A 19,586-nucleotide genomic window follows, 5' to 3' on the forward strand; every position below is an offset into this window, starting at 1 on the left:
CTATCTCACCCACCAGAAGCTCCTTTCTCCATCATCGAGCACTTTTCTGTATACTCCCAAGATGTCCTCGGCCTTCACGTCCACACCACCCACACCCAACACCACGTCGAAAAGTTTGGCTTGAGTTTCCCGTAGCTTCAGCGCCGACGCGACGTCAGCGCCCAGCGGGCTGAGGCTACCGAAGACGGACGCTCTGGCCAGGACGACGACCCTCTTCGCGCCCTCAAGGGCCCTGCCGAGCTCCCCGAACGGGAAGGGCCTGTAGACCCAAAGCTTCACGAGCCCCACCTTCTCGCCTCGACTGCGCAGCTCCTCAACGGCGCGAAGAGCTTCGCCGAACACCGAGCCCTGAACGACGAACACCGTGTCGGCATCCTCGCAGAGGATGCAGTCGAAGAACCAGTAGCTCCTCCCTGTCACGGAGCTGTACAGGCGCAGGGCCTCCTCAACCGCGTTTTTCGCCCTCTCGCTAGCCCTCCTCATCTCAAGCCTGACCTTGATGTACTCGTCCGGGTACGCCAAGTTGCCGAGACTCCCAGGCTCGCTGGCCTCCAGCAGGGGTTTCCAGGAGCCCTTCGGCGGCAGAAACGACCTGAGCTTGTCCATGTCCGCGAGCGCTACGGGCTCGTAGGTGTGCGAGACCTCGAACGCGTCCCAGCCGACCAGGGTCGGCAGCAGAACCCTGCTGTCCTCAGCCACACGGTAGGAGATGAGCGTGAAATCGTAGACCTCCTGCGCAGAGGACGCGAAAAACATATTCCACCCACTGTCCCTGAGGGCGTAGAAGTCGGAGTGCTCGGTCCAGATGCTCCAGGGCGGCCCGAGCGCCCGGGTCACCACACCCATCACGATGGGTAAGCGGGCGCCCGACGCCCACCACACGACCTCGTACATGTAAAAGAGGCCCTGCGAAGACGTCGCAGTGTAGGTCCGCGCCCCCACGCTGGCCGCCCCGATGAGCGCGGCCATCGCGCTGTGCTCGGACTCCACGCGCACGAACTTCGCGCTGAGCTCACCGCTCTCGATGAACTCCGCGATCTTCTCGATGATCGGCGTCTGGGGCGTTATCGGGTAGGCTGAAACCACGTCCGGCTCCGCGTCCCGCACGGCGTAGGCCGCCGCGTAGTTACCTGTGAGCAGGAGCCTGCTCATACCTCCCTCACCATCCTGATCGCCTTAACCGGGCACTCGGCGGCGCAGATCCCGCACCCCTTGCAGTACTCGTAGTCGATCACAGCGCCCTGCTCCGTGATCTCTATGACGCCGTCGGGGCAGTAGAGCCAGCATATACCGCACCGCGTGCACTTGGACTGGTCGACGACAGGCCTCTCGGTGCGCCACGTCCCGGCGGGCACAGCGCCCACAGTAGGCCTGCTCAGCAGGCTCTCAACACTGCCCGACACCGTTCCACCCCCTCCTTACGGCTTCAATGTTCTTATCCACGTGGACCTTAATGAGCTGTTTGACAGCTTCCTCGAGCTCAGACTCCCCCACAAGGTTGGAGACCCTGGCAACGGCACCGAGCATTGGCATGTTGACGAGCGCCCACCCCGCGACCCTGAGCCCCAGGTCCTCCGCGATCCCCGTAGCGTCGACCCAGTACCCTTTAAAGCCCCCCTTCACGCCTTCACACCCGGTGGCGTTGACCACGACGCTCCCCCCGGGCTTCGCTAACCTCTCCAAGCTGTACATTTTGACCAGCGAGGGGTCCAGCACCGCGACAACATCCCCCCGTTCAACGCGGGACCTAACGTGGATCGTCCCGCCGGAGACCCTGTTGTACGCGAAAACAGGAGCTCCGCGCCTCTCCGCCCCGAAAAAGGGTATTGCGAGCGCGTACAACCCCCTGTTGACCGCGGCCTGCGCCAGCAGCATCGCAGCTGTTACAGCGCCCTGCCCGCCCCTCCCGAGCCAGATTACGTCAAATGATACATCCATTTCACATTCGATTCAATAAAACTGCAGAAGAGTTTATATTTTTCTATCAACGCTTAAATCCGTGTCCAGACCAGAGATCAGGATCACACCTCCTGGACCCAAAGCCCGGGAGGTGGCGTCCAAGGACAGCGAGCTGATAATGCAGAGCTTCGCACGCTGGTACCCCTTCGTCGCGAAGAGAGGCCAGGGTGTCTGGCTCGAGGACGTTGACGGTAACAAGTACCTGGACTTCAACTCCGGCATCGGTGTCACCAACGTGGGCCACGCCCACCCGAAGGTCGTGAAAGCCATAAAGGAGCAGGCCGAGCGCCTCCTACACTACTCCCTCACAGACTTCCTCTACGAGACGCCGGTCCAGCTAGCTGAAAAACTCGTGAAAATCACCCCCGGCTCGTTCCCGAAGAAGGTATTCTACGCGAACAGCGGCGCCGAGGCGATCGAGGCCGCCATAAAGGTTGCGCGCGGCCACTTCAGGGGGACCAGACCCTACATCATAGCGTTCGCGGGCTCCTTCCACGGGCGGACTATGGGAGCCCTCTCGCTCACGGCGAGCAAGCCCGTCCAGAGGAGGGGGTTCGCGCCGCTGGTCCCGGGCGTAGTCCACGTGCCGTACCCGTACTGCTACCGGTGCCCCTTCAGGCAGAAGTACCCCGACTGCAACCTCTGGTGCGTGGACTACATCGAGGAGTGGGTACTCAAGAAGTACGTGCCACCCGAGGAGGTCGCGGCTATAGTCTTCGAGCCCATCGCGGGCGAGGGCGGCTACATAGTCCCGCCGCCCGACTTCTTCAAACGGCTGAAGGAGCTCGCCGACAAGTACGGCATACTCCTCGTCGACGACGAGGTCCAGGCCGGCATAGGACGCACGGGCAAGTGGTTCGCCATCGAGCACTGGGGCGTCGAGCCCGACCTGGTGGCCATCGCAAAGGGGATCGCCTCAGGCCTCCCCCTAGGCGTCCTCGTGGGCAGGAAAGACGTCATGGACCTGCCGCCGGGCAGCCACGCCAGCACGTTCGGCGGGAACCCCGTCAGCTGCGCGGCCGCGATAGCGACGCTAGAGGTGATAGAGGAGGAGCGCCTCCTCGAGAACGCGGCGCGCGTCGGCGAGGACGCGATGAGGAGGCTAAACGAGCTCAAAGAGGAGGTCCCGGCCATCGGCGACGTCAGGGGCAAGGGGCTGATGATCGGGGTCGAGCTCGTCAAGCCCGACGGCTCCCCGAACCCCGAGCTCCTCAAAGCCACGCTGGAGAACGCCTTCAAGTCGGGGCTACTCGTGATCGGCGCCGGAGTCAGCACCATCCGCATAGCACCCCCGCTCATCATCACCAAGGAAGAGATAGACGTCGGGCTGGAGATACTCAGCGACTCGCTCAAGAAAGCACTGAGAACAGTTGGCTGAGGATCTCCCAGGTCCCCTCCCCCACATCTCATGATTGTTGTCTTTCATTCTTTTCCGGCAAACCAACTGAAAAAGGCTAGTCTCACGTGGGCCGGCCGGGACTTGAACCCGGGACCCCCCGGTTATGAGCCGGGTGCTCTACCTGGCTGAGCTACCGGCCCTTCACCCACAACTTTTTCTGCGAAGCTCATAAACTTTACTCAGCTACCTAACCGCGAGCGGTGAGACGAAATGCATATGAGTTATGACTATTATTTCGTTTCTGCTATGCCCATCCCGTCGCCCGAGGAGCTCCGGCTGCTGAGGCTGAAGGCCGGGTTAACTCAGAGCGAAGTGGCGAAGCGCGCTGGTGTAAGCCAGAGCCTGATCGCGAGGATTGAGTCAGGCAAGGTGAACCCACGCGTCTCGACGCTCCTGAGGATCTACAGGGCTCTGGAGAGCTACCTTGAGGATGAGCTCACGGCTTGCGACATAATGTCGTCCCCTGTCGTCTACGTGACTCCCGACACAGAGCTCGTTGAGGCGACGAGGATCATGTGGGAGCGGGGGTTCAGCCAACTCCCGGTCATTAAGCCCGATACTCGCGAGAACGTGGGAACGCTCTTCGACGACGACGTCCTGAGCGCGTTCATACGCGAGAACGCGAGGGCTTCTCGCCTGACGGTGAGCGACGTGATGTCTGACCCTCTTCCGCTCGTGCCCTGCGGGACCAAGGTGAGAGTTGTTGCGAGGATGCTCAGCCGGGGTGTGCCGGCGGTTCTCGTCGAGCAGGGCATGGAGGTCGTGGGGATCATAACTAAGAGCGATATCGCTAAGCTGCTCCTGAAGAGGCTTTAGGCCTTCTCGACCACCAAGGCCTTTATCCTGTAGCGGGTATTGGGTTTGGTCCCGCGCTTCAGAAGCTTGCCCTCGTGGACCAGCCTCGTAACATACGTTGAGACTGAGGTTATACGCAGATCCGGGATTTCGCGGACGGCGAGGTTGTACAGGTCCCGTAGCGAGAACCAGGTCCCGTCGCCGAAATTCTCGACTATCAGGCCCCAGAGCCTCTGCTTGAGTGAGCCCTCCTCGGGTTGCTCGATGGCGCCTTCCTGCGTCTCTTTAAGGCTCTTGAGCATCGATAGTATCTGGAGGATCTTCTGCTCGTCGATCTCTCCACCCTCGATGGTGAGCGAGATCTTTTCGCCTGAGCTCAGGGTGTCTTCGATCTTGATCTTAGGCGCCATTATGCTCTGTATAATCAGCCTTCAAGGGTCTATTTAACATAAACCCTGAAATTATACGCCTCGAGGTCGTGCTGTATAACGAAGAATAATCCTCTTTTTAAGATTAACAGTATGAATTGTACGCTTGATTGTGAACAGAGATTCATTATACGCTATGATTGCTTTATTGACATAATTCTTTTTGATCCAGTGGCTCCAGTGGAAATCGAGGGGTTATTTAAACCCCCTTATTCTCCCGGCACTGGACGTGTATAAATGTATATTTAGCTTGAGCGCTGTATAACGTTCTCAGACCCCTTCATTTCCAGTGGAGTGTTTGTATAAGAATTAAGAGTTGGGGTTTCTTCGTTTATTCCAAGTTAGGTGATTTGATGGAGTGTTTTCCAGTGGAAGTCAAGGGGTACTGTCATTCCCGTATACCGAAATCTTTAAAACCCCTCTGCTGGTCACGTTTTCGAGTATAAGTAATGGCACTGCAGGAGGTCTACATACCGGACACGTCAGCTATACTTAGCGGGGTTCTCCGCGAGGCCGTCGCGGAGGGCAAGCTAGCTGGCCGTATCATCATCCACGTAAGCCTTCTGAACTACTTCGAGGAGCTCGCTAGGAAAGGCGCGAGTAGCGGTCTCTCTGGCCTAAAGGAGCTCGGTCTGCTGCGCGAGGCGGTGGACAACCTTCAGGAGGTTGTCGAGCTTGAGTACTCCTACGACCTGCCGCAGGGCTTGCGAGCGTCTAGGGACCTGAACCCGGATATTGTGGCGAGGCTCCTGGCGTTCGAGAATGGCGGGACGCTAGTGACGTGCGACGACGTTTCGGCTAAGGCGGCCGCAGCTATGGGCGTCAAGGTTCTGCACCTGCCCTCTAGCCGCGCTGAGAAGTTCTTCCTTGATGTGCTCTTCGACAATGACACGATGTCCGTCCACCTGAAGGAGGGGGCTAAGCCTTACGCGAAGAGGGGTTTGCCCGGTAGATGGGTCTTCGTGGAGCTGCGAGACGAGCCGCTGAGCAGGGAGGAGCTGGAGGACTATGTCAGGCAGATCTTTGAGAGGGTGCGCAACGAGAGCCAGTCCGCGTTCGTGGAGTACGAAGGCACGGGTGTTGTGATCGTGCAGCTGGACACTTACCGTATCGTCATCACGAAGCCGCCGTTCTCCGACGGGATTGAAATAACGGCTGTTAGGCCTGTAGCGAGGCTCCGCCTGGAGGACTACAACCTGCCGCGGAAGCTCGTCGAGAGACTCGAGAAGCAGGCCGAGGGGATCCTGATAGCTGGCGCACCGGGTATGGGCAAGACGACTTTCGCTCAGGCCCTGGCTGAGTACTACTACAGGAAGGGTAAGGTTGTCAAGACGATAGAGTCTCCTAGGGACATGCATCTCCCCGTGGAGATAACACAGTACTCTAAAAACTACGCTACGTCTGAGGAGATACACGACGTCCTGCTCCTATCTAGGCCGGACTACACGTTCTTCGATGAGATGAGGGACACGCGGGACTTCCAGCTCTACGCTGACCTAAGGCTCGCAGGAGTGGGGATGGTGGGCGTCGTGCACGCCACCAGCCCGATCGACGCGGTTCAAAGGTTCATAGGTAGGGTCGAGCTCGGGATGATCCCGTCGATCGTCGACACGGTTATTTACATTAAGAACGGGCAGGTGGAAAAGGTGTACTCGCTCGAGACGACGGTTAAGATTCCTCACGGCCTGAAGGAGGAGGATCTGGCGCGTCCGGTCGTCGTCGTCCGGGACTTCATGACGGGCGACCCTGAGTACGAGCTTTACGTGTTCGGTGAGAGGACGTTCGTGGTCCCGATCAAAAAGACGGCTACGAGGGTCAGCATGGAGGAGTATAAGATGAAGTCGGCGATGGAGAGAGCTCTCTACAAGATGCTCGGTGATGACGGGTACCAGATCACGGTCGATCCGAGCTCATCCATCGTCGTTATACAGGTCTCTGCGGAGTACTACAACTACCTTGCGGGGAAGCCGCGCCGGAAGCTGGAGAGGATAGCTAGGCGGTACGGATACGAGCTCGAGCTCAAGCCTTCGTTCTAGATTGCGTAACGTTTATTAATGCACTGCTGATTGGGACTTCTGCCAAAACGGTGAAGCAAATGAGCGTCCAAGAAGGAAGCGTGCTGATAGGGAACAAGAACGTCATGAACTACGTCCTTGCCGCCGTGATACAGTTCAATCAGGGTGCTAAGAGGGTTGCGATAAAGGCCAGGGGCCGTGCGATAAGCCGCGCAGTCGACGTCGCTGAGATAGTGAAGAGCAGGTTCCTCAAGGACGAGGTTGACGTTGAGACCATCAAGATCGGCAGCGAGCAGGTCGGGGAAGGCGACAAGAAGAGGACGATCTCCACCATCGAGATAGTCCTCGCCCGCAAGAAATAAGTATCATTCACTGCGCTGGTTTTCTTTGATTTTCTTCTCGATGATGTAGTCAATCTCTGTATTAAAGTCTGCGAGTTCTCTCTCGACGTCCCTTAACCCGTCGTCGAGGAGTGCGAAGACCATCTGAGGCTTTCTCGCTCGGGCTTCCGATCTCGCGTCCTTGATATGCGATGTGAGGTCTACGTAGCGCGCAATGTAGCCGTAAGTAATCCTCTCGGCTAGGGACCTGTCGCAGTCCGCCTTCCTAAGCGAGAGGCGTAGGTTTCTTATGCTGAGGCGTAGAGCGCTTATCAGGAGAAGGCTTATTGCCGCAACCGCGTAGTTTGTCAGGTCGCGCTCCAGGAGTTCAAGGCTTGCAATGAGCGCTCTCGAGGTTTTGTCGAATAAGTTGTAGGTAGCGAGGAGGGTGTCGTTGCTGGCAGTCTGCCTTGTTCTCTGGCTTCTCATTCCGTTTTACAGATCTCGGTTTGCTTAAATAGTGGCGATTTAAAGCATTGGGAGGAGCTTGGAGAACTGGGGATTTTCAGGTGCAAGGTTTACGATTGGTAGTGCTATCCACCCGGGTTTTGTCCCTCTAGCTATCTCAACCACTTCGCCGGCTTCGTCGGAGCGGAAGAGCAGGTAGTTTCCAGGTAGCTCTTTGTCGAGCTCCACGTAGTAGAACATTGGAAGCCCGTAGAGCTTGTAGTAATCCCGGAAGACTACGAAGACTCCGTAGTAGTGCTTGCCTCCGCGCTCGAAGTGAACTATGTACGTCACGTGCCCTAAGGCACTTGTGCTGCTTGCTAGCCGGGCCAGATCTGATATAGCTGTGAGTCTGACAGGTAGCATCTGCTCAGTGGTGTACTCAGACATTCTGTGTCGCCTCGGTTATCACTACTGTGACGCTTTCACCAGTCTTCAAAAGCCGTAACGCATTCATGCCGGTCTTCACCTCGCCTGCCTTGTACATTCTGAACCTGGCCTCACTGAACGGCCTCAGGACTATGATAATGGAGGAGGCGGCTGGGGCCAAGAGGAGGTCTCCCTCCTTGAACTCCGAGTAAAGGCTCCCCTCGTTAGTTAGCTTTGCTGGGATGTTTAAGATGATGTATTCGCCTCTGTTGATCGCGGTGGTTATAGTTTTCCCGACTTTCTTCAAGTTCTCGAAATTCAGCGGTGCTAGGTCCCGGCGAATCTCTCCCTCCGCTATCTGTGAGGCGAACTTCCGGAACTCTACCTTCAGTATCTCGCTCACGGGGGCTTGAGATGTGCGAATTTATTTAAGGGTTGCGCGGAGTAGCTTGAGGGGTTGCTGTGGGCACTAGCATGTACAAGCAGAGGTTCGCGTACGGGGAGGACTACGGGACCAGCCAGTTCAAGTTTGGGCCTCTAGCCGAGAGGCCGCAGGTTATAGACAACAGGGGGCTTTTCCTCAGCGAGTCGAAAACCCTGTTGCGCATCTACGGGATTGAGAAGGAGGTTGTCGTGGGACCTGACGTGGTTAAGTATCTTGGTAGCCTCGAGGACGTGTCTCGGTATCTCGTCTACCCGATGCGTGACGGGCTCGTGGACAAGAGCGACGAGCGGGCGTGGAGGGTAATAGAGGAGGTTACCCGCTACGGCTTTATTGTTTCGAGGCCTCAGGCCAGGGATTTCGACGGCTTCTACGTCACGGCGGCGCTGTCGGCAATCGCCCCGGACTACATGTATGAAAGGCTCTTTGAGATACACGCTAAGCTCGACGAGGAGGGGCGCTTCGTTAAGGCTGTGACAATAATCCCGCAGCCCCTAGCCGTGGCCATCGCCGAGAAATCTGTGACGTGCGTGGTCATTGAGAGTGGTCACGGGAACACGCAGATAACCCCGATCTCAGCTTACCCGATCCGCAGCGCCATCGTCGCCCTAAACAGGGGTGGGGCTGAGGCGGATGCTATGGCGGCGGAGATCCTCAAGGACCTGGGGTTCGGGGACCGAGCACGGGAAGAGAAGTTCGTGCGCATGTTTAAGGAGGCTGTTGGGTTGGTCCCAAGGGACCTTGACGAGGCCATCAAGGTCGCGAAGTCGAGTCCTGAGAGGTTTAGAACGGTTTTTAGGGTCCCAGGCACAACGCTTCAGATTGATTTGGAGAGAAACGGCTGGATGAGGTTCCTAATAGGGGAGATAGTGTTCAACCCTGGCCATGAGGTGTTTGAGAGCTACTACAAGCGGGGAATGCCTAGGCCGAAGGACACCGTGGTGGGTGAGACTATTGTTCACGGGGACACGTCTCTCGTAGAGGCGATCCAGGTGTCGCTCAGCAGGGTTTCTGTCGAGCTCCTGCCGAGCCTGTACAATGACTTCATACTCAGCGGGGGCAACTTCTCATGGAAGGTCCCCAAGGGCCTGGAGGATGTAGCGGTCGACAGCGCGGAGAAGCTGAGGCTCGAGCTCGCCAAAGTCGGCATCAGCTCCAGGGTTCACCTCGTTTCAGATCCTCTGTACTCGGTGTGGAAGGGTGCTATCGTCTACAGCATCGCTTTACCCGAGGAGGTTGAGTGGGACTGGAAAACTAGGGAAGGTTGGTACAGGCGTGGGGTTCACTACTAGCTGATCGAAACCCTTTTACGTTCCCGAAGAGTCTTTCACCTGTAGAGTGATGGCGCGCCGAGACGATATAATGTATGTTGACTACATTAAAAGTTACATTGAAAAGAATATGGGGGCACGTGTGGATAACATCCTATTCGCGGACGGGAAAGCTGAGATCACAGCCACCGGTCCGGGCGGCGAAAGGATCATGGTAAAGTACATTGGGACGAAGATCCCGCTGAGCGCAGTCGACGCAGAGGTTACTCACGAGGTGCACGAGAGCGAGTCGATCGATGCAAGCTACGTGTACATAGCCCTACCTGGTAAAAGGCTGGTGCATGTCAACAGGCGCACCTTGCAGATAGTTTCGGAGATGAACGTGGGGTTGCTCGGAGTCAGGGACCAAGGTGAGGTTATCGAGGTGAGAACCCCGAGGTTGCGGAAGCCCGTGAGACCGCAAGGCAGCGACAGTCTTCCAGTCCTTTCCGCCCGCCGAGCCGCTCAGGAAGTTCGGAGGCCTCTGGAGACCTCACTTGGGTCAATGGGCGAAAGTAGTGTGTCTAGAGCAGGGACTCCTGGGCCCGCAGGGGCAGAGCCGTTGCCGGGCGTGGATCAGCAGCCGACGGTGAAGAGCGAGGATTTACCCGATTTCGTTAGAAACAACCCGTGGTTAAGTGTTCTGGGGATGAGAGGCGCGCGCGCCAAGCAGGAGTGAAGCATGTCAGTGAGGTACCTGGGGCGCGGGATTGAGGACGCTTTGCGCGACGAGTACAAGAAAGTGCTGGCTGGCGATCAAGAGGCCTTGAGGTTAGCCCTGAGGTTGCTTGACGCATACGCCAAGGAAGGGCGCGCTGGCGTTCGGAGAATCATACAGGAACTCTTGGAGGAGGATAGCGTTGGGAGTGAAGCTGAGGAGGCTTGAAGTAGAGTGTTTCCGCGGTTTTTCGGGCCGAAGAGTCTTTGACTTCCAAGATGGGGTTACGCTTATCGTGGGTCCTGTGGGTGCCGGAAAGACGAGCATCCTGTCTGCCATTCAGTTCGCACTGTTCGGCGCTGACTTCTACGTCGGATTCGGGGTTAGCCGTAAAGAGAGCCTGGTAAACGTCGGATGTGCTGAGGCCTCTGTGCAGTTGTCCTTCGAGGTCGCTGGAGAAGGGGTTTACAGCTTGAGGAGGCGTTTGAGCGTATCGGACGGCAGGCTCACCGAGAGCGTTGCCCTAGAGACGCCGGGCGGGGATGTTTTCGAGGGGGCGAGCAAGGTCGAAGGAATCATAGAGGAAGTGCTAGGGTTAGACTTCAACGAGTTCGTTCGCTCAGTTTCCGTGAGCTATGTGCTTGTGCACATGCTAGCGTATGGTAGGCCGCTGACCCGCAGCAGGGCCTTGGACATTCTGCTAGGAGTTAACGCCGTCAGGAGATTTCTCGAGTCCATACCCTTGAGGACGGTTAGAAGCTCGCTGGAGCAGGCGAAGGCTGAGCTTTCGGCGGTTCAGGCTGAATACGAGGAAGCGGTCAAGAGTCTTTCAGCGTTCAATGAGAGGAGGGCTAGTATTTCGGAGGAGCTGAGGGGGATCGAGAGGCAGATAGAAGAGCTCTCTGCTAAGGCGGAGAGCCTTCGGGCGGAGGCTGAAAGGTACGAGAGCCTTGCGAAGGAGCTCGAGAACGAGAGGTCGTATCTTTCCAAGCTCAAGGAGAGGGTAAAGCACCCGCCCTCAGAGGTGGACTTGTACAAAATCATTGAGGAGGCTGAGAATCTGAGGTTGATGCTCGGAGAGGTCCTGGAGAAACTGAAAGCCCCGCAGAGCATCCTCAGCATGCTGGAGTCTGTCGCCGTTAGCAGCGAGAAGGTAGGAGAGGCGATCTTAAGCCTCGAGAAAATCGTGGACGCCGCGTGGAATCATTACGATAAGGTTTGGGAGGACTTCCAAGAGTCGGTCCGGGAAGTGCAACTGAAGAAAGCGGAGCTCGAAGCCCTTGAGAAAGTTATCGTAGAGCTCGAACCAAGTGTTTCCGAGTACGAGGAGGCTGAAGAGAGGATCCAGGAGCTTGAGAGCAGGTACGGAGAGCTCAGTGAAATTGAGGAAAGGGTAAGGTCGTTGGAGCAGGATGTCAAGGAAATATCGAGAAAAATTCAGACATACCGGAGCGTGCTTCAGCTGAAGAAATCTTTGATTGAGGACGCGGGGAGGAAAGGAAGTGCTCAGTGCCCTGTATGTGGTCATCAGGTCGACTTGAAGGGTGTTGAGGGCATTAAGGCAGATATGGAGCAGCTTGCAAAATCGATTATTGAACTCGAGAAGAAGCTCTCAGAGAACGAGAAAAGGTTGAAGGAGCTTCGGGAGGCGCTTGACGACATACGCTCGCTTAAGGTCCTGCTAGTCAGTCGCGAGTTGGAGTACGAGAAGTATAGGGAGTACCTAGAGCGTAAGGAGTCTTTAAGCGAAGAGATAAGGGAGGATGAAGTGAAGCTTAAGGAGGAGGAGAGGGGTTACAGGGAGCTCTCGGCCGTTCTTACGAAAATAGACGAGAGAGTACGGGACCTGAGGCGGAGGCTGGTTGAGCTAGAGGCTGTTGCAGAGATCGCGAAAGTGGAAGATAGGATAAGGAAGCTCGAAGAGGAGCTCGCTAGGTACGAGCCAAAGTACAGAGAGTACCTGGATATCAGGGACAAAATCAGCAAAATGCTCTCGCGAAAAAATGAGCTTGAGGCTCAGCTCAGGGCCTTAGATGAGTCAAGCATCCAAGACCAGGTTAGGTGGCTACAAGAGAGGCTCAGTAGCCTCGAGGCCCGCGTAGCCCGGCTTGAAGCACTTTACCAGCGTCTCGAGAAGGTGAAGTCTGCGACACGCGAGGTGCTGACTGCGCTGAGGCGTGAGCGGATAGAGGAGCTGAACAGGAGGATGAACGCGATAATAAGTGCAGTTTATTCGTCGGAGATCGTTAAAAGCGTAAGGCTGGAGGTTGTTGAGAGAAGCAGAAGGAAGGGTTTAATGCCAACCAGCTACTACGAGCTCTTCGTAGAAGTTGGCGGGACCAAGTACAGGTTTAACGACCTGTTAAGCGACGGGCAGAAGACCTTAGTCGTGCTCTCTCTTCTGCTAGCTGTGTACTCCCAAATACGAAGGAATGTGGACTTCATAATGCTTGATGAGCCTCTTCCGAACGTTGACGAAAGGATAAAGGTTACTTTCCTGAAGTCTCTCTCGAAGGCCCTAGGCATAGACCAGGTAATTCTCACGACTCAAGCTGAGGAGGCAGTTAAGGAGTTAGAAGGTGTTAACGTAGTAAAACTACCTTAAGTAGAGGTGATCCCATAGTCTTTATGCCTCAGCTTCCTGACATGCAAATGCCATAGGTCCGAGGAAATAGCGTGTAGCGGGATTGGTTAAGGTGTTTAGACTCAGAGCGTGAGCCGACAACTTACGTGTGTCAATTCAGGGGCGAAGAGTTGCGACACACTGCCTAAACCATGCGGAGAGTTTATTAGCATCAGGTAGGAGTTGAGGAAAAGGATGATGAAATAGAAACGTGGCGACAGGGTGAGCATAGCGAGCAGCCACTGACTTTCCTGTCAAAAATCGAGGGAAACCTTAAAATACGAAAACGTGTGAGAAGGCGTGTGACCAAGTGGGCTTTAAGATGCGATGTGTGCGGGACCGAAAAAGTAATCGACGTTGGCTTCAATCTCTATGAGTTCAAGAAAGTGTATATCTACTGCCCGGCGTGCAGGATGAACACCTTTCACACCGTTGTGGGGCACCAAGAGTGAACCTTCCGCCCAATTATCAACCTGCTTAGTGTAAATAGAACCAATCGCCCATGGCTTGTTCAACATCATTATTCTAGCGGGCCCGCCGGGATTTGAACCCGGGACCTGCGGCTGGCTTCGCGCCAGCGCTTAGAACTGCGGCGCCTTACGGCGTGGCCGCCGCGCTTCCTAACTGCGCCACGGGCCCCTGCTACAACCCGGCCTCTTAGTTGATAAATTTTTCTAGAGGATCTTGCTAGGAGCAATAGGGAGCTGTGTATCTGGTCACGACAAGCAGGCATGCAACCCCTCCTGTGCGCAGGCTGGCGCGTGAGATAGCTTGGAGTCTGGGTTTAGCCGTGAGGGTCAATCGGGGGAGGATGAGCTTCGAGGAAGTAGTTGAGCTAGCGAGGTCGAGGAACGCGGAGCGGGTGATTATAGTGTGGCGTGGCTTACACGGGAACCCTGGGGCAGTACTAATTGTGGACGCAGCGGAGGGGGCCATATCTGCGTTGGCGTTAGTGCTCAGGGGAGTTGTTTTCGCGGGACTTAAAGCCAGACCTCCATTGCCTGAAGTCAAGCCTCCTGTGGTTTCTCTGGGAGCTGAGGATGAGCTTGCAGAGGAACTTGCCTTAGCCCTTAACACCGTGTACCTAGGAGCCCACACAGTCGAAGATATAAGGGGTTTTTCCACGTACAGACGGGTAGTAGCGCTTGAACCTGTCAAACGTAGAGACTTCATTGCAGTGGTCAAGTTCCTGGACCGAGGAGAAGAGCTTGGACCCAAGCTTTTGGTAAAACACGTTAAGAAGGGGGGAGCGGGTCTTGTACAGAGGATGCATCGAGGTTGAGGGCTCTGCTGACGAAATTGGGATTCTTTTAAGGGTGCTATACCCAGAAAAACAAGGGGGTTCCAGGTATAAGTCTCGGGTTGCGATCAAGCTGGAGGGCGGGATTTTGAAAATATGCATTAAAAGCCGCACTATATCATCCTTCAGGGCCACCATGAACACTTTCCTGCGTATTCTTTCAATGCTTCTCGCTATTGAACAGTAAATTTAAAAAACACACATATATATGATGGGTTTTCTAAATTCTAGAACGTGGGATCTGCCGTGGCTAACGGTATACGTAAACCAAGTTCGTGTTTGAACTGCCCGCTGTACATAGCTTCGCGGTCGTACTGCTTAAAGCTGAAGACCAAGGTTCAGGACCCGTACAACCCTCCATGCAGGTTCGGTGAACCCCAGGTATACAAAGCCCCCGTAACGGAGGCACCTGCGACTCAGGCTGCTCAGCAAAGCGTGGTTGAAACCCCTGTAGCGCAACCCGTGTACGCCCAGGCCGCTCTCCCGCAACCCGCGCAGGAGATGCCATACTATGACTCGGAACCTTACTCGGATGATGTCGCGTTGTCGTCACCCGGACTTGTAGCCCAGAGGCTTGACCTTTTTGCCCCCACGGGTGTCCCAGGTCTCGATGAAATACTGGCGGGGGGTTTTCTAAGGGGAAAAACCTATCTGGTGGCCGGCGAAGCAGGCTGCGGAAAGACAATACTTTCGATACAGTTCCTGATTCACGGCGCTTTAAGGGGGGAGCCGGGCCTGTACATCGCGATCGACGAGCCGACGAACCAGCTTCTCAGGGGGTTAAAACTGTTTGGTTGGGACCTCGGCGACCTGATATCTTCAAGGAAGCTCATGTTCCTCGATATGAGGACGCACTTCAGCAAGATATACATGAGGGAGGAAAGAAAGCACATCGAGCCGCGCTACATAATAGAGCAGATACTGGCTGCCGCCAAGAAGATAGGGGCTAAAAGGCTCGTTATCGACCCCATAGCCCCTCTCGTTTACGGGGGCAGAGAGGAGGATGTCTTGTATGCCAGGGAGTTTTTAAGAGAGATGGTTTTCGCCATCGAGAAAACTGGCGAGCTCACGACAATAATGACAAGCGAAATACCGACTGGAAGCACGAAGCTGAGTAGGTTCGGAGTAGAGGAATTTCTCGCATCTGGAATCATAGTACTCGGTATAGAGGAAATATACGGGAACGTCGAACGAGTAATGTACATTAGAAAGGCGAGATGGGCACCCGTGAAGCCGAGCAAGTACATTTTCGACATAGTCTCTGGTAAAGGCATAGTGATACGGGAGCCTCTCAGCGAATACATAAAGAGGATAAGCCGCACAGCTTCAGGATAAAAACCGCCTAAACAATTATTTTTGCCGGCGGGATGCAAAACATCACATTATGAAAATCTGGTTGAAGTCGCGGGGCACAGACTCCGAGCTTCTGACATGGGTTAGAAGGATAATTTCATATCTATCAGAAAACAATGTTGAAGTCTTTGTAGATCCCGTGCTCGGCCACGTCGTTCGCCTGGAAAGTCTACCTGAAAGCGAGGCATACAAAGCCGATTTGGCCGTCATTGTTGGAGGTGATGGAACGCTTCTCAGAACTGTTCATAAGAGTAGCGGTAACCTGCCCCCCATAGTGGGTTTCACCAAGGATAGTGTGGGTTTTCTTCTGCTTCACGACGTAGCGGACTACGAGAAGGTATTCACCCAGCTCTTCGAGAACAACTATCAAGTGGAGGAAGTCCAGCTTGGCGAGTACGAGGTCAAGGGGATCAACTCGGTCTTTCTCAACGAGGTCGCAGTGTGGGCTCACACCGGCAGACTCGTCGAGCTTGAAATATCCGTAGCTGGTGAAAGGCTGTATCATCTAAGAGCAGACGGGGTGATCGTTTCAACCCCAGCAGGTAGCACCGGGCACGCGCTCTCCTATGGGGCCCCTGCTGTCACTCCGCTAGACGTCCCTCTTTTGGAAGTTGTGTTTGCAGGAGCGCTCTCGCCGCTAATCCGGCCTCTTGTGGTATACAAATCTCCTGTGGAAATTCAGGTTGTGACGTGGCCATCACTGCTCGTAGTCGACGGCCAGACCGCGACGAGCTTGGAGTACTCGAGCACAGTTGTTGTAAAACCATCCAAACGCAGGCTGAAGCTGATCACAGTCCGGGAATTCCGTAGAAGCTTCAACGATAGGCTCCGCTACAGGCTGTTTGACAGAGGGTTAAGCCGAATTCTTTAGTGAGCCAAGTAGCGCGCTTAGCGCCGACGAGTAGTTTACCTTAAGTGTGACTTTCCCGGAGGTCTCTGTCAACAGACCTAGCTTGTAGAGATCATCTACCGCATCTTCAACTCGCAAGCCTTTGGCGAAAGCGTAAAGGGAGATCAGGCGTCGAGTCTGTGCAGTCGCAGTGAGGGTGAGCGTCTCCTTGTATATCGCGGAGAGCCTCTCAACGGTTTTTATGATCCCGTCGAGCGTGGCGTCCGTCTTGAGAATATCACCGGAGAGAGCGGCCTTAAAGCCCTGGATCTTGAGAGCCTCAACGATGAGGGTTGCAGGGATAGGTGCCTCAAGCCTAGCTAAGGTGAGCACGGAGGACAGGTCGTAGCTTTTGACAACACCGTAGGAGTACGTGTGTCTTTGCTGGTTGTAGAGCTGCTTAATTTTATGTATAGTTTTTTCAGCTTCATCGGACTCAGGAACAAATATCTTTACCTTGTTAACCTTTAATTCACCCAGAAAGCTCCTGCCCGGCAGGAGTCTTTCAAGAGTTTTGAGAAACTGAACCGCCTCCTCGGGAGTCGAGAAGACTAGTGTAAGAGTGCGACCCCTCACCACCATCTAACCTCTTAGTACGTACTTGGAGCTCACCTTCCTCTTAGCCCGGCTCCGGCAAGAAGGACACACTAGGTGCAGGCCCCGGAGGCGCAGAGGCGTAAGGCACTTAGGGCATCGCGCTATTATCACGCCGAACTCCCTTCCTTTAATCGAGAGAAGGTAAGGGGGACCCCCAGGCTCGTCAACTCTGGCTCGAAGCACGTCGCCGTACCCAATCACCTCATAGAGAGTTTTTACCCTACTAGTGGATACGTTCGAGATGGTTAAAACACCGGAAACCGGGGGGTAAATCTCGGAGCCTCTATTCTCGACGTAGAAAATCTTTAGGTAAGCAACCGGGTCCCGTATGAGGTCCACCGTCGCATAGACAACATCTCCCGTCCTTAGAGGTAGTGGGCTCTCCTTGCTTGGCTTAACTTCGATTAAGTGGTGAAGCTGATCCATGTGCACGCGACCAAGCAGCTTCGACTTTAAGTATCCGTCCTCGCCTAGATACACGCCGCTCCCAGCAAGGTACTCCTCCTCGACTCCCAGGATGTCGCCAGGAACCACAACATCGCCTGAAGACATATATTTTCCCCTTTTCTCTCACATCCACACCCTTAAAGTTGTTGTTTTTGTTACACAGATGGAGGTTGCTACACCGGCCGCGCCCGGCCTCGCGGACTAAAACTGGAAAAAGCTCTATCCTCGACTTCCATATGCGAAGGCGAGGCTGGTTTTCTTTCTCACGTAGAGCGTTCTACTCTTATGACGGCAACTCGAAAGCAGTATACACGCTTCCGATGCCACTCGAACATCGGAGGGAGACAAATTCGGTCCCGGTGTAGGACCGTTGCTTGGGCCCCCCAACGCCTCACCACACTTAAAATGTATTCGAGAGACGTCTCCTTGTGGATAGAGTACACGACATGGGCACAGCGTAGTGCAGACCGTAGAAACGCCACGTCTGAACCCTTTCTATGGACTCCGAAAGGCGGGTTTTGAATCACCGTTTCAAACGAGAAGTTTTCCCTAAACGGTAATTCGTTAACATCTGCTGCGACGAGATCCAAGAACGCGTACACTCCAGCATCCTGAGACCACTTCTTAGCAACCTCGAGGGAGTCCGGGTCGATATCGAGTAGAGTTGCGACGCTGGCTCCTAGGAGGACTGCCCCGATCCCGAGACGACCGGTCCCCGAGCCAAGGTCTAACACCTTTTTTCCCGAAATGTCGCCGAAGTGGAACTCGGCGATCCAGAGGAGGGTGGAAGCTAGAGTGGAGGGAGTTGCGTACTGCTCTAGCTCAACCCGTGGCCGAGGATGAGGCGGTATCGTGTTCAAGGCTAATTCAAGCTCACGCTTGCGTCTCACGTAGAAACCAGGTAGCTCTTTTCTCACTTCTGTAACCTGTAGCGGAGAATCGCACCTATCCCGCCAAATGTTCTCACGAACTCCTTTCCTTCACTCGACTGCGTCGAGACAATGACGACCTCAGCCCCACCTTGCTCCGCAAGCTCTGCGAGCTCCTCAACGAGATCCTTTTCATCGATAACTTCCACTTCTCCACCGCATTTGGGGCACTTAATGCTCGTCTGCGCGTCTCTCTGAACCGTGACTGTGAACTCGTGCTTACAGGCCTTGCATACGGCATGGATCCGGATCTTGTTAAGCCCCTCGGATATGAGTAGCTTTTCCACAGCGTTGGCCTTCAGTGCCTCACGAACCTCATCTTCACCGTATGTGACTAAGCCGGTGTCCCGCGATAAGTGATAAAGAAACTCGTTCACCGCCTCTCGCTCCTTCATGAACTGAACATCTCGGAGTAGATCTTTAGCTCTCTCGACGAGCTCGTACACCCCAGCTGCGCCGCCATAGCCGACGTCGAAGATGCCTATTATCTTCTGCTTAAGCTCGTAGTGCAGGTAATCGCCTTCGGCGAACTCTTGCTTCGAGAGGCCTGGACCCCCGATGATTATCCCCCTCAACTCGTCCTTTATAGGTAGCAGTATTTTATTCGCGTGCTCACCGACCCGTTTGTAGAACTCGTGTACAAGCTGCTCTATTATCCTCTCGAACCTCCTTGCGGACTGGCCACCTGCCCTGTGCTTCCCCGGAACTCCCGCAGTAAGCTCGTCGACTATCTCGAGGCTCTTGCCTCTTAGAAGTGCAATGGCGGCTTCATCTCTCTCAATAAGTATTAAAGCATATACGTCTTTTACCTTTATCATGTCCTCGAGTATTTCTGTGTAAAACCGCGAGTCGCATCGGTAAAGCCAGACCTTCAACTTTTGGGGAGGCTCAAGAAGGTAGACCTCCATCTTTTCACGGCCAGGCACGTCGCTAGCAGTGTAGCCTGCAAAGACGACTAAGCCGTTTGGAGGTGTCTCGCGGAATAGCTTCAGGCGGTTTATTATTGTGGCTAGAGCGTCGAGAACGTGGTGCCTTGTTGTGCGGTCTTTGATGTTGGACGCCGTGGCGTACTCGTAGTTCAGTGTATTAATTACATCGGCTATCGGACGGCCCGCTGGGATGTACAGCGAGACGAGTTCTGTGCCGCGCCCCTCCTTCTTCTTCAGTTCCTCGACCAGTTTTTCGAGCTTGTAGCGTTCCACATCTTCGCGCATTCGATATCACTCAATTTCCAGCGTATCAAGGG

At 55.0% G+C, this 19,586-nt stretch carries 24 protein-coding genes and 2 tRNA genes; 13 read left to right on the forward strand and 13 right to left on the reverse strand.

Features of this window, described 5'->3' with window-relative positions:
* The 3 genes from MOV14_RS05560 to MOV14_RS05570 are packed head-to-tail and all read right to left on the reverse strand — an operon-like array spanning position 1 to position 1,938.
* A complete protein-coding gene (locus tag MOV14_RS05560) occupies positions 1-1,152 on the reverse strand; it encodes a pyruvate ferredoxin oxidoreductase (RefSeq protein ID WP_318536349.1) in 1,152 nt (383 codons plus the stop codon).
* On the reverse strand, positions 1,149-1,403 hold the full coding sequence (locus tag MOV14_RS05565) for a 4Fe-4S binding protein (RefSeq protein ID WP_318536350.1): 255 nt from the start codon (positions 1,401-1,403) through the stop codon (positions 1,149-1,151). The genes MOV14_RS05560 and MOV14_RS05565 overlap by 4 nt, the downstream gene beginning before the upstream one ends.
* Positions 1,387-1,938, reverse strand: a complete 552-nt coding sequence (locus tag MOV14_RS05570; RefSeq protein ID WP_318536351.1) for a 2-oxoacid:acceptor oxidoreductase family protein — start codon at positions 1,936-1,938, stop codon at positions 1,387-1,389. The genes MOV14_RS05565 and MOV14_RS05570 overlap by 17 nt, the downstream gene beginning before the upstream one ends.
* Positions 1,939-1,999: 61 nt before the next feature.
* Here MOV14_RS05570 and MOV14_RS05575 point away from each other — a divergent pair, with 61 nt between their 5' ends.
* Positions 2,000-3,337, forward strand: coding sequence for an acetyl ornithine aminotransferase family protein (locus tag MOV14_RS05575; protein ID WP_318536352.1), 1,338 nt, complete (start codon positions 2,000-2,002; stop codon positions 3,335-3,337).
* An 87-nt stretch (positions 3,338-3,424) separates the two neighbouring features.
* Here the strand turns inward: MOV14_RS05575 and MOV14_RS05580 are convergent.
* Positions 3,425-3,498 (reverse strand) — tRNA-Ile (locus tag MOV14_RS05580).
* 106 nt (positions 3,499-3,604) lie between these two features.
* Between MOV14_RS05580 and MOV14_RS05585 the strand changes: the two genes are divergently transcribed.
* Complete coding sequence (locus tag MOV14_RS05585) at positions 3,605-4,174, forward strand: CBS domain-containing protein (RefSeq protein ID WP_318536353.1); 570 nt, start codon at positions 3,605-3,607, stop codon at positions 4,172-4,174.
* Here the strand turns inward: MOV14_RS05585 and MOV14_RS05590 are convergent.
* Positions 4,171-4,563: a hypothetical protein gene (locus MOV14_RS05590; protein ID WP_318536354.1), complete on the reverse strand. Its 393-nt coding sequence runs from the start codon at positions 4,561-4,563 to the stop codon at positions 4,171-4,173. The genes MOV14_RS05585 and MOV14_RS05590 overlap by 4 nt on opposite strands.
* 467 nt (positions 4,564-5,030) lie before the next feature.
* Here MOV14_RS05590 and MOV14_RS05595 point away from each other — a divergent pair, with 467 nt between their 5' ends.
* Both MOV14_RS05595 and albA read left to right on the forward strand, forming a co-directional pair.
* On the forward strand, positions 5,031-6,617 hold the full coding sequence (locus tag MOV14_RS05595) for a PINc/VapC family ATPase (RefSeq protein ID WP_318536355.1): 1,587 nt from the start codon (positions 5,031-5,033) through the stop codon (positions 6,615-6,617).
* A gap of 59 nt (positions 6,618-6,676) precedes the next feature.
* The gene (gene albA / locus MOV14_RS05600; RefSeq protein ID WP_318536356.1) at positions 6,677-6,958 is read left to right on the forward strand and encodes a DNA-binding protein Alba; all 282 of its coding nucleotides are present in this window, start codon (positions 6,677-6,679) and stop codon (positions 6,956-6,958) included.
* Positions 6,959-6,961: 3 nt separating this feature from the next.
* Here albA and MOV14_RS05605 read toward each other — a convergent pair whose 3' ends face one another.
* Genes MOV14_RS05605 through MOV14_RS05615 form a run of 3 tightly spaced genes read right to left on the reverse strand, consistent with a single transcriptional unit; the run spans position 6,962 to position 8,195 of the window.
* Positions 6,962-7,405, reverse strand: coding sequence for a hypothetical protein (locus tag MOV14_RS05605; protein WP_318536357.1), 444 nt, complete (start codon positions 7,403-7,405; stop codon positions 6,962-6,964).
* 39 nt (positions 7,406-7,444) lie between these two features.
* Positions 7,445-7,813 (reverse strand): cren protein, encoded by a 369-nt coding sequence (locus tag MOV14_RS05610; protein ID WP_318536358.1) that lies wholly within the window; start codon positions 7,811-7,813, stop codon positions 7,445-7,447.
* Positions 7,806-8,195 carry a hypothetical protein gene (locus MOV14_RS05615; RefSeq protein WP_318536359.1) on the reverse strand — a complete coding sequence of 130 codons (390 nt, stop codon included), beginning with the start codon at positions 8,193-8,195 and terminating at the stop codon, positions 7,806-7,808. The genes MOV14_RS05610 and MOV14_RS05615 overlap by 8 nt, the downstream gene beginning before the upstream one ends.
* Before the next feature lie 59 nt (positions 8,196-8,254).
* Here MOV14_RS05615 and MOV14_RS05620 point away from each other — a divergent pair, with 59 nt between their 5' ends.
* The 5 genes from MOV14_RS05620 (at position 8,255) to MOV14_RS05640 (ending at position 13,277) form a co-directional block, all read left to right on the forward strand.
* A complete protein-coding gene (locus MOV14_RS05620) occupies positions 8,255-9,526 on the forward strand; it encodes a hypothetical protein (RefSeq protein WP_318536360.1) in 1,272 nt (423 codons plus the stop codon).
* 49 nt (positions 9,527-9,575) lie between these two features.
* Complete coding sequence (locus tag MOV14_RS05625; protein WP_318536361.1) at positions 9,576-10,223, forward strand: hypothetical protein; 648 nt, start codon at positions 9,576-9,578, stop codon at positions 10,221-10,223.
* A 3-nt stretch (positions 10,224-10,226) separates the two neighbouring features.
* Entirely contained in the window at positions 10,227-10,430 is a 204-nt protein-coding gene (locus MOV14_RS05630; RefSeq protein WP_318536362.1) for a hypothetical protein, read from the forward strand.
* Positions 10,411-12,807, forward strand: a complete 2,397-nt coding sequence (locus tag MOV14_RS05635; RefSeq protein WP_318538140.1) for an AAA family ATPase — start codon at positions 10,411-10,413, stop codon at positions 12,805-12,807. The genes MOV14_RS05630 and MOV14_RS05635 overlap by 20 nt, the downstream gene beginning before the upstream one ends.
* Before the next feature lie 320 nt (positions 12,808-13,127).
* Entirely contained in the window at positions 13,128-13,277 is a 150-nt protein-coding gene (locus MOV14_RS05640) for a hypothetical protein (RefSeq protein WP_318536363.1), read from the forward strand.
* Positions 13,278-13,354: 77 nt separating this feature from the next.
* Here the strand turns inward: MOV14_RS05640 and MOV14_RS05645 are convergent.
* Positions 13,355-13,464, reverse strand: a tRNA-Arg gene (locus tag MOV14_RS05645).
* 67 nt (positions 13,465-13,531) lie between these two features.
* Here MOV14_RS05645 and MOV14_RS05650 point away from each other — a divergent pair.
* Genes MOV14_RS05650 through MOV14_RS05660 form a run of 4 tightly spaced genes read left to right on the forward strand, consistent with a single transcriptional unit; the run spans position 13,532 to position 16,349 of the window.
* Positions 13,532-14,107, forward strand: coding sequence for a hypothetical protein (locus tag MOV14_RS05650; protein ID WP_318536364.1), 576 nt, complete (start codon positions 13,532-13,534; stop codon positions 14,105-14,107).
* Positions 14,082-14,312, forward strand: a complete 231-nt coding sequence (locus MOV14_RS10025) for a KEOPS complex subunit Pcc1 (RefSeq protein WP_442786676.1) — start codon at positions 14,082-14,084, stop codon at positions 14,310-14,312. The genes MOV14_RS05650 and MOV14_RS10025 overlap by 26 nt, the downstream gene beginning before the upstream one ends.
* Positions 14,313-14,371: 59 nt before the next feature.
* Entirely contained in the window at positions 14,372-15,460 is a 1,089-nt protein-coding gene (locus MOV14_RS05655) for an ATPase domain-containing protein (RefSeq protein ID WP_318536365.1), read from the forward strand.
* 49 nt (positions 15,461-15,509) lie between these two features.
* Positions 15,510-16,349 carry an NAD(+)/NADH kinase gene (locus MOV14_RS05660; RefSeq protein WP_318536366.1) on the forward strand — a complete coding sequence of 280 codons (840 nt, stop codon included), beginning with the start codon at positions 15,510-15,512 and terminating at the stop codon, positions 16,347-16,349.
* Here MOV14_RS05660 and MOV14_RS05665 read toward each other — a convergent pair.
* The 4 genes from MOV14_RS05665 to prf1 form a co-directional block, all read right to left on the reverse strand.
* Positions 16,332-16,943, reverse strand: coding sequence for a DUF2067 domain-containing protein (locus MOV14_RS05665; RefSeq protein ID WP_318536367.1), 612 nt, complete (start codon positions 16,941-16,943; stop codon positions 16,332-16,334). The two genes, MOV14_RS05660 and MOV14_RS05665, sit on opposite strands and share 18 nt — an antisense overlap.
* Positions 16,944-16,949: 6 nt before the next feature.
* A complete protein-coding gene (locus MOV14_RS05670) occupies positions 16,950-17,516 on the reverse strand; it encodes an exosome complex RNA-binding protein Csl4 (protein ID WP_318536368.1) in 567 nt (188 codons plus the stop codon).
* A gap of 158 nt (positions 17,517-17,674) precedes the next feature.
* Entirely contained in the window at positions 17,675-18,328 is a 654-nt protein-coding gene (locus MOV14_RS05675) for an METTL5 family protein (protein ID WP_318536369.1), read from the reverse strand.
* Positions 18,325-19,554, reverse strand: a complete 1,230-nt coding sequence (prf1, locus tag MOV14_RS05680; protein WP_318536370.1) for a peptide chain release factor aRF-1 — start codon at positions 19,552-19,554, stop codon at positions 18,325-18,327. Before prf1 ends, MOV14_RS05675 begins: the two co-directional genes overlap by 4 nt.
* Positions 19,555-19,586: the final 32 nt, after the last annotated feature.

It is taken from the genome of Infirmifilum sp. NZ (genome assembly GCF_022693705.1).
Taxonomy (GTDB): Archaea; Thermoproteota; Thermoprotei; order Thermofilales; family Thermofilaceae; genus Thermofilum.

Coding starts and splice junctions, on each gene's coding strand:
- MOV14_RS05595 (WP_318536355.1), top strand. CDS start 5,031: ATGGCACTGCAGGAGGTCTACATACCGGACACGTCAGCTATACTTAGC.
- MOV14_RS05570 (WP_318536351.1), bottom strand. CDS start 1,938: ATGGATGTATCATTTGACGTAATCTGGCTCGGGAGGGGCGGGCAGGGC.
- prf1 (WP_318536370.1), bottom strand. CDS start 19,554: ATGCGCGAAGATGTGGAACGCTACAAGCTCGAAAAACTGGTCGAGGAA.
- MOV14_RS05610 (WP_318536358.1), bottom strand. CDS start 7,813: ATGTCTGAGTACACCACTGAGCAGATGCTACCTGTCAGACTCACAGCT.
- MOV14_RS05625 (WP_318536361.1), top strand. CDS start 9,576: ATGGCGCGCCGAGACGATATAATGTATGTTGACTACATTAAAAGTTAC.
- MOV14_RS05590 (WP_318536354.1), bottom strand. CDS start 4,563: ATGGCGCCTAAGATCAAGATCGAAGACACCCTGAGCTCAGGCGAAAAG.
- MOV14_RS05585 (WP_318536353.1), top strand. CDS start 3,605: ATGCCCATCCCGTCGCCCGAGGAGCTCCGGCTGCTGAGGCTGAAGGCC.
- MOV14_RS05605 (WP_318536357.1), bottom strand. CDS start 7,405: ATGAGAAGCCAGAGAACAAGGCAGACTGCCAGCAACGACACCCTCCTC.
- MOV14_RS05560 (WP_318536349.1), bottom strand. CDS start 1,152: ATGAGCAGGCTCCTGCTCACAGGTAACTACGCGGCGGCCTACGCCGTG.
- MOV14_RS05630 (WP_318536362.1), top strand. CDS start 10,227: ATGTCAGTGAGGTACCTGGGGCGCGGGATTGAGGACGCTTTGCGCGAC.
- MOV14_RS05670 (WP_318536368.1), bottom strand. CDS start 17,516: ATGTCTTCAGGCGATGTTGTGGTTCCTGGCGACATCCTGGGAGTCGAG.
- albA (WP_318536356.1), top strand. CDS start 6,677: ATGAGCGTCCAAGAAGGAAGCGTGCTGATAGGGAACAAGAACGTCATG.
- MOV14_RS05660 (WP_318536366.1), top strand. CDS start 15,510: ATGAAAATCTGGTTGAAGTCGCGGGGCACAGACTCCGAGCTTCTGACA.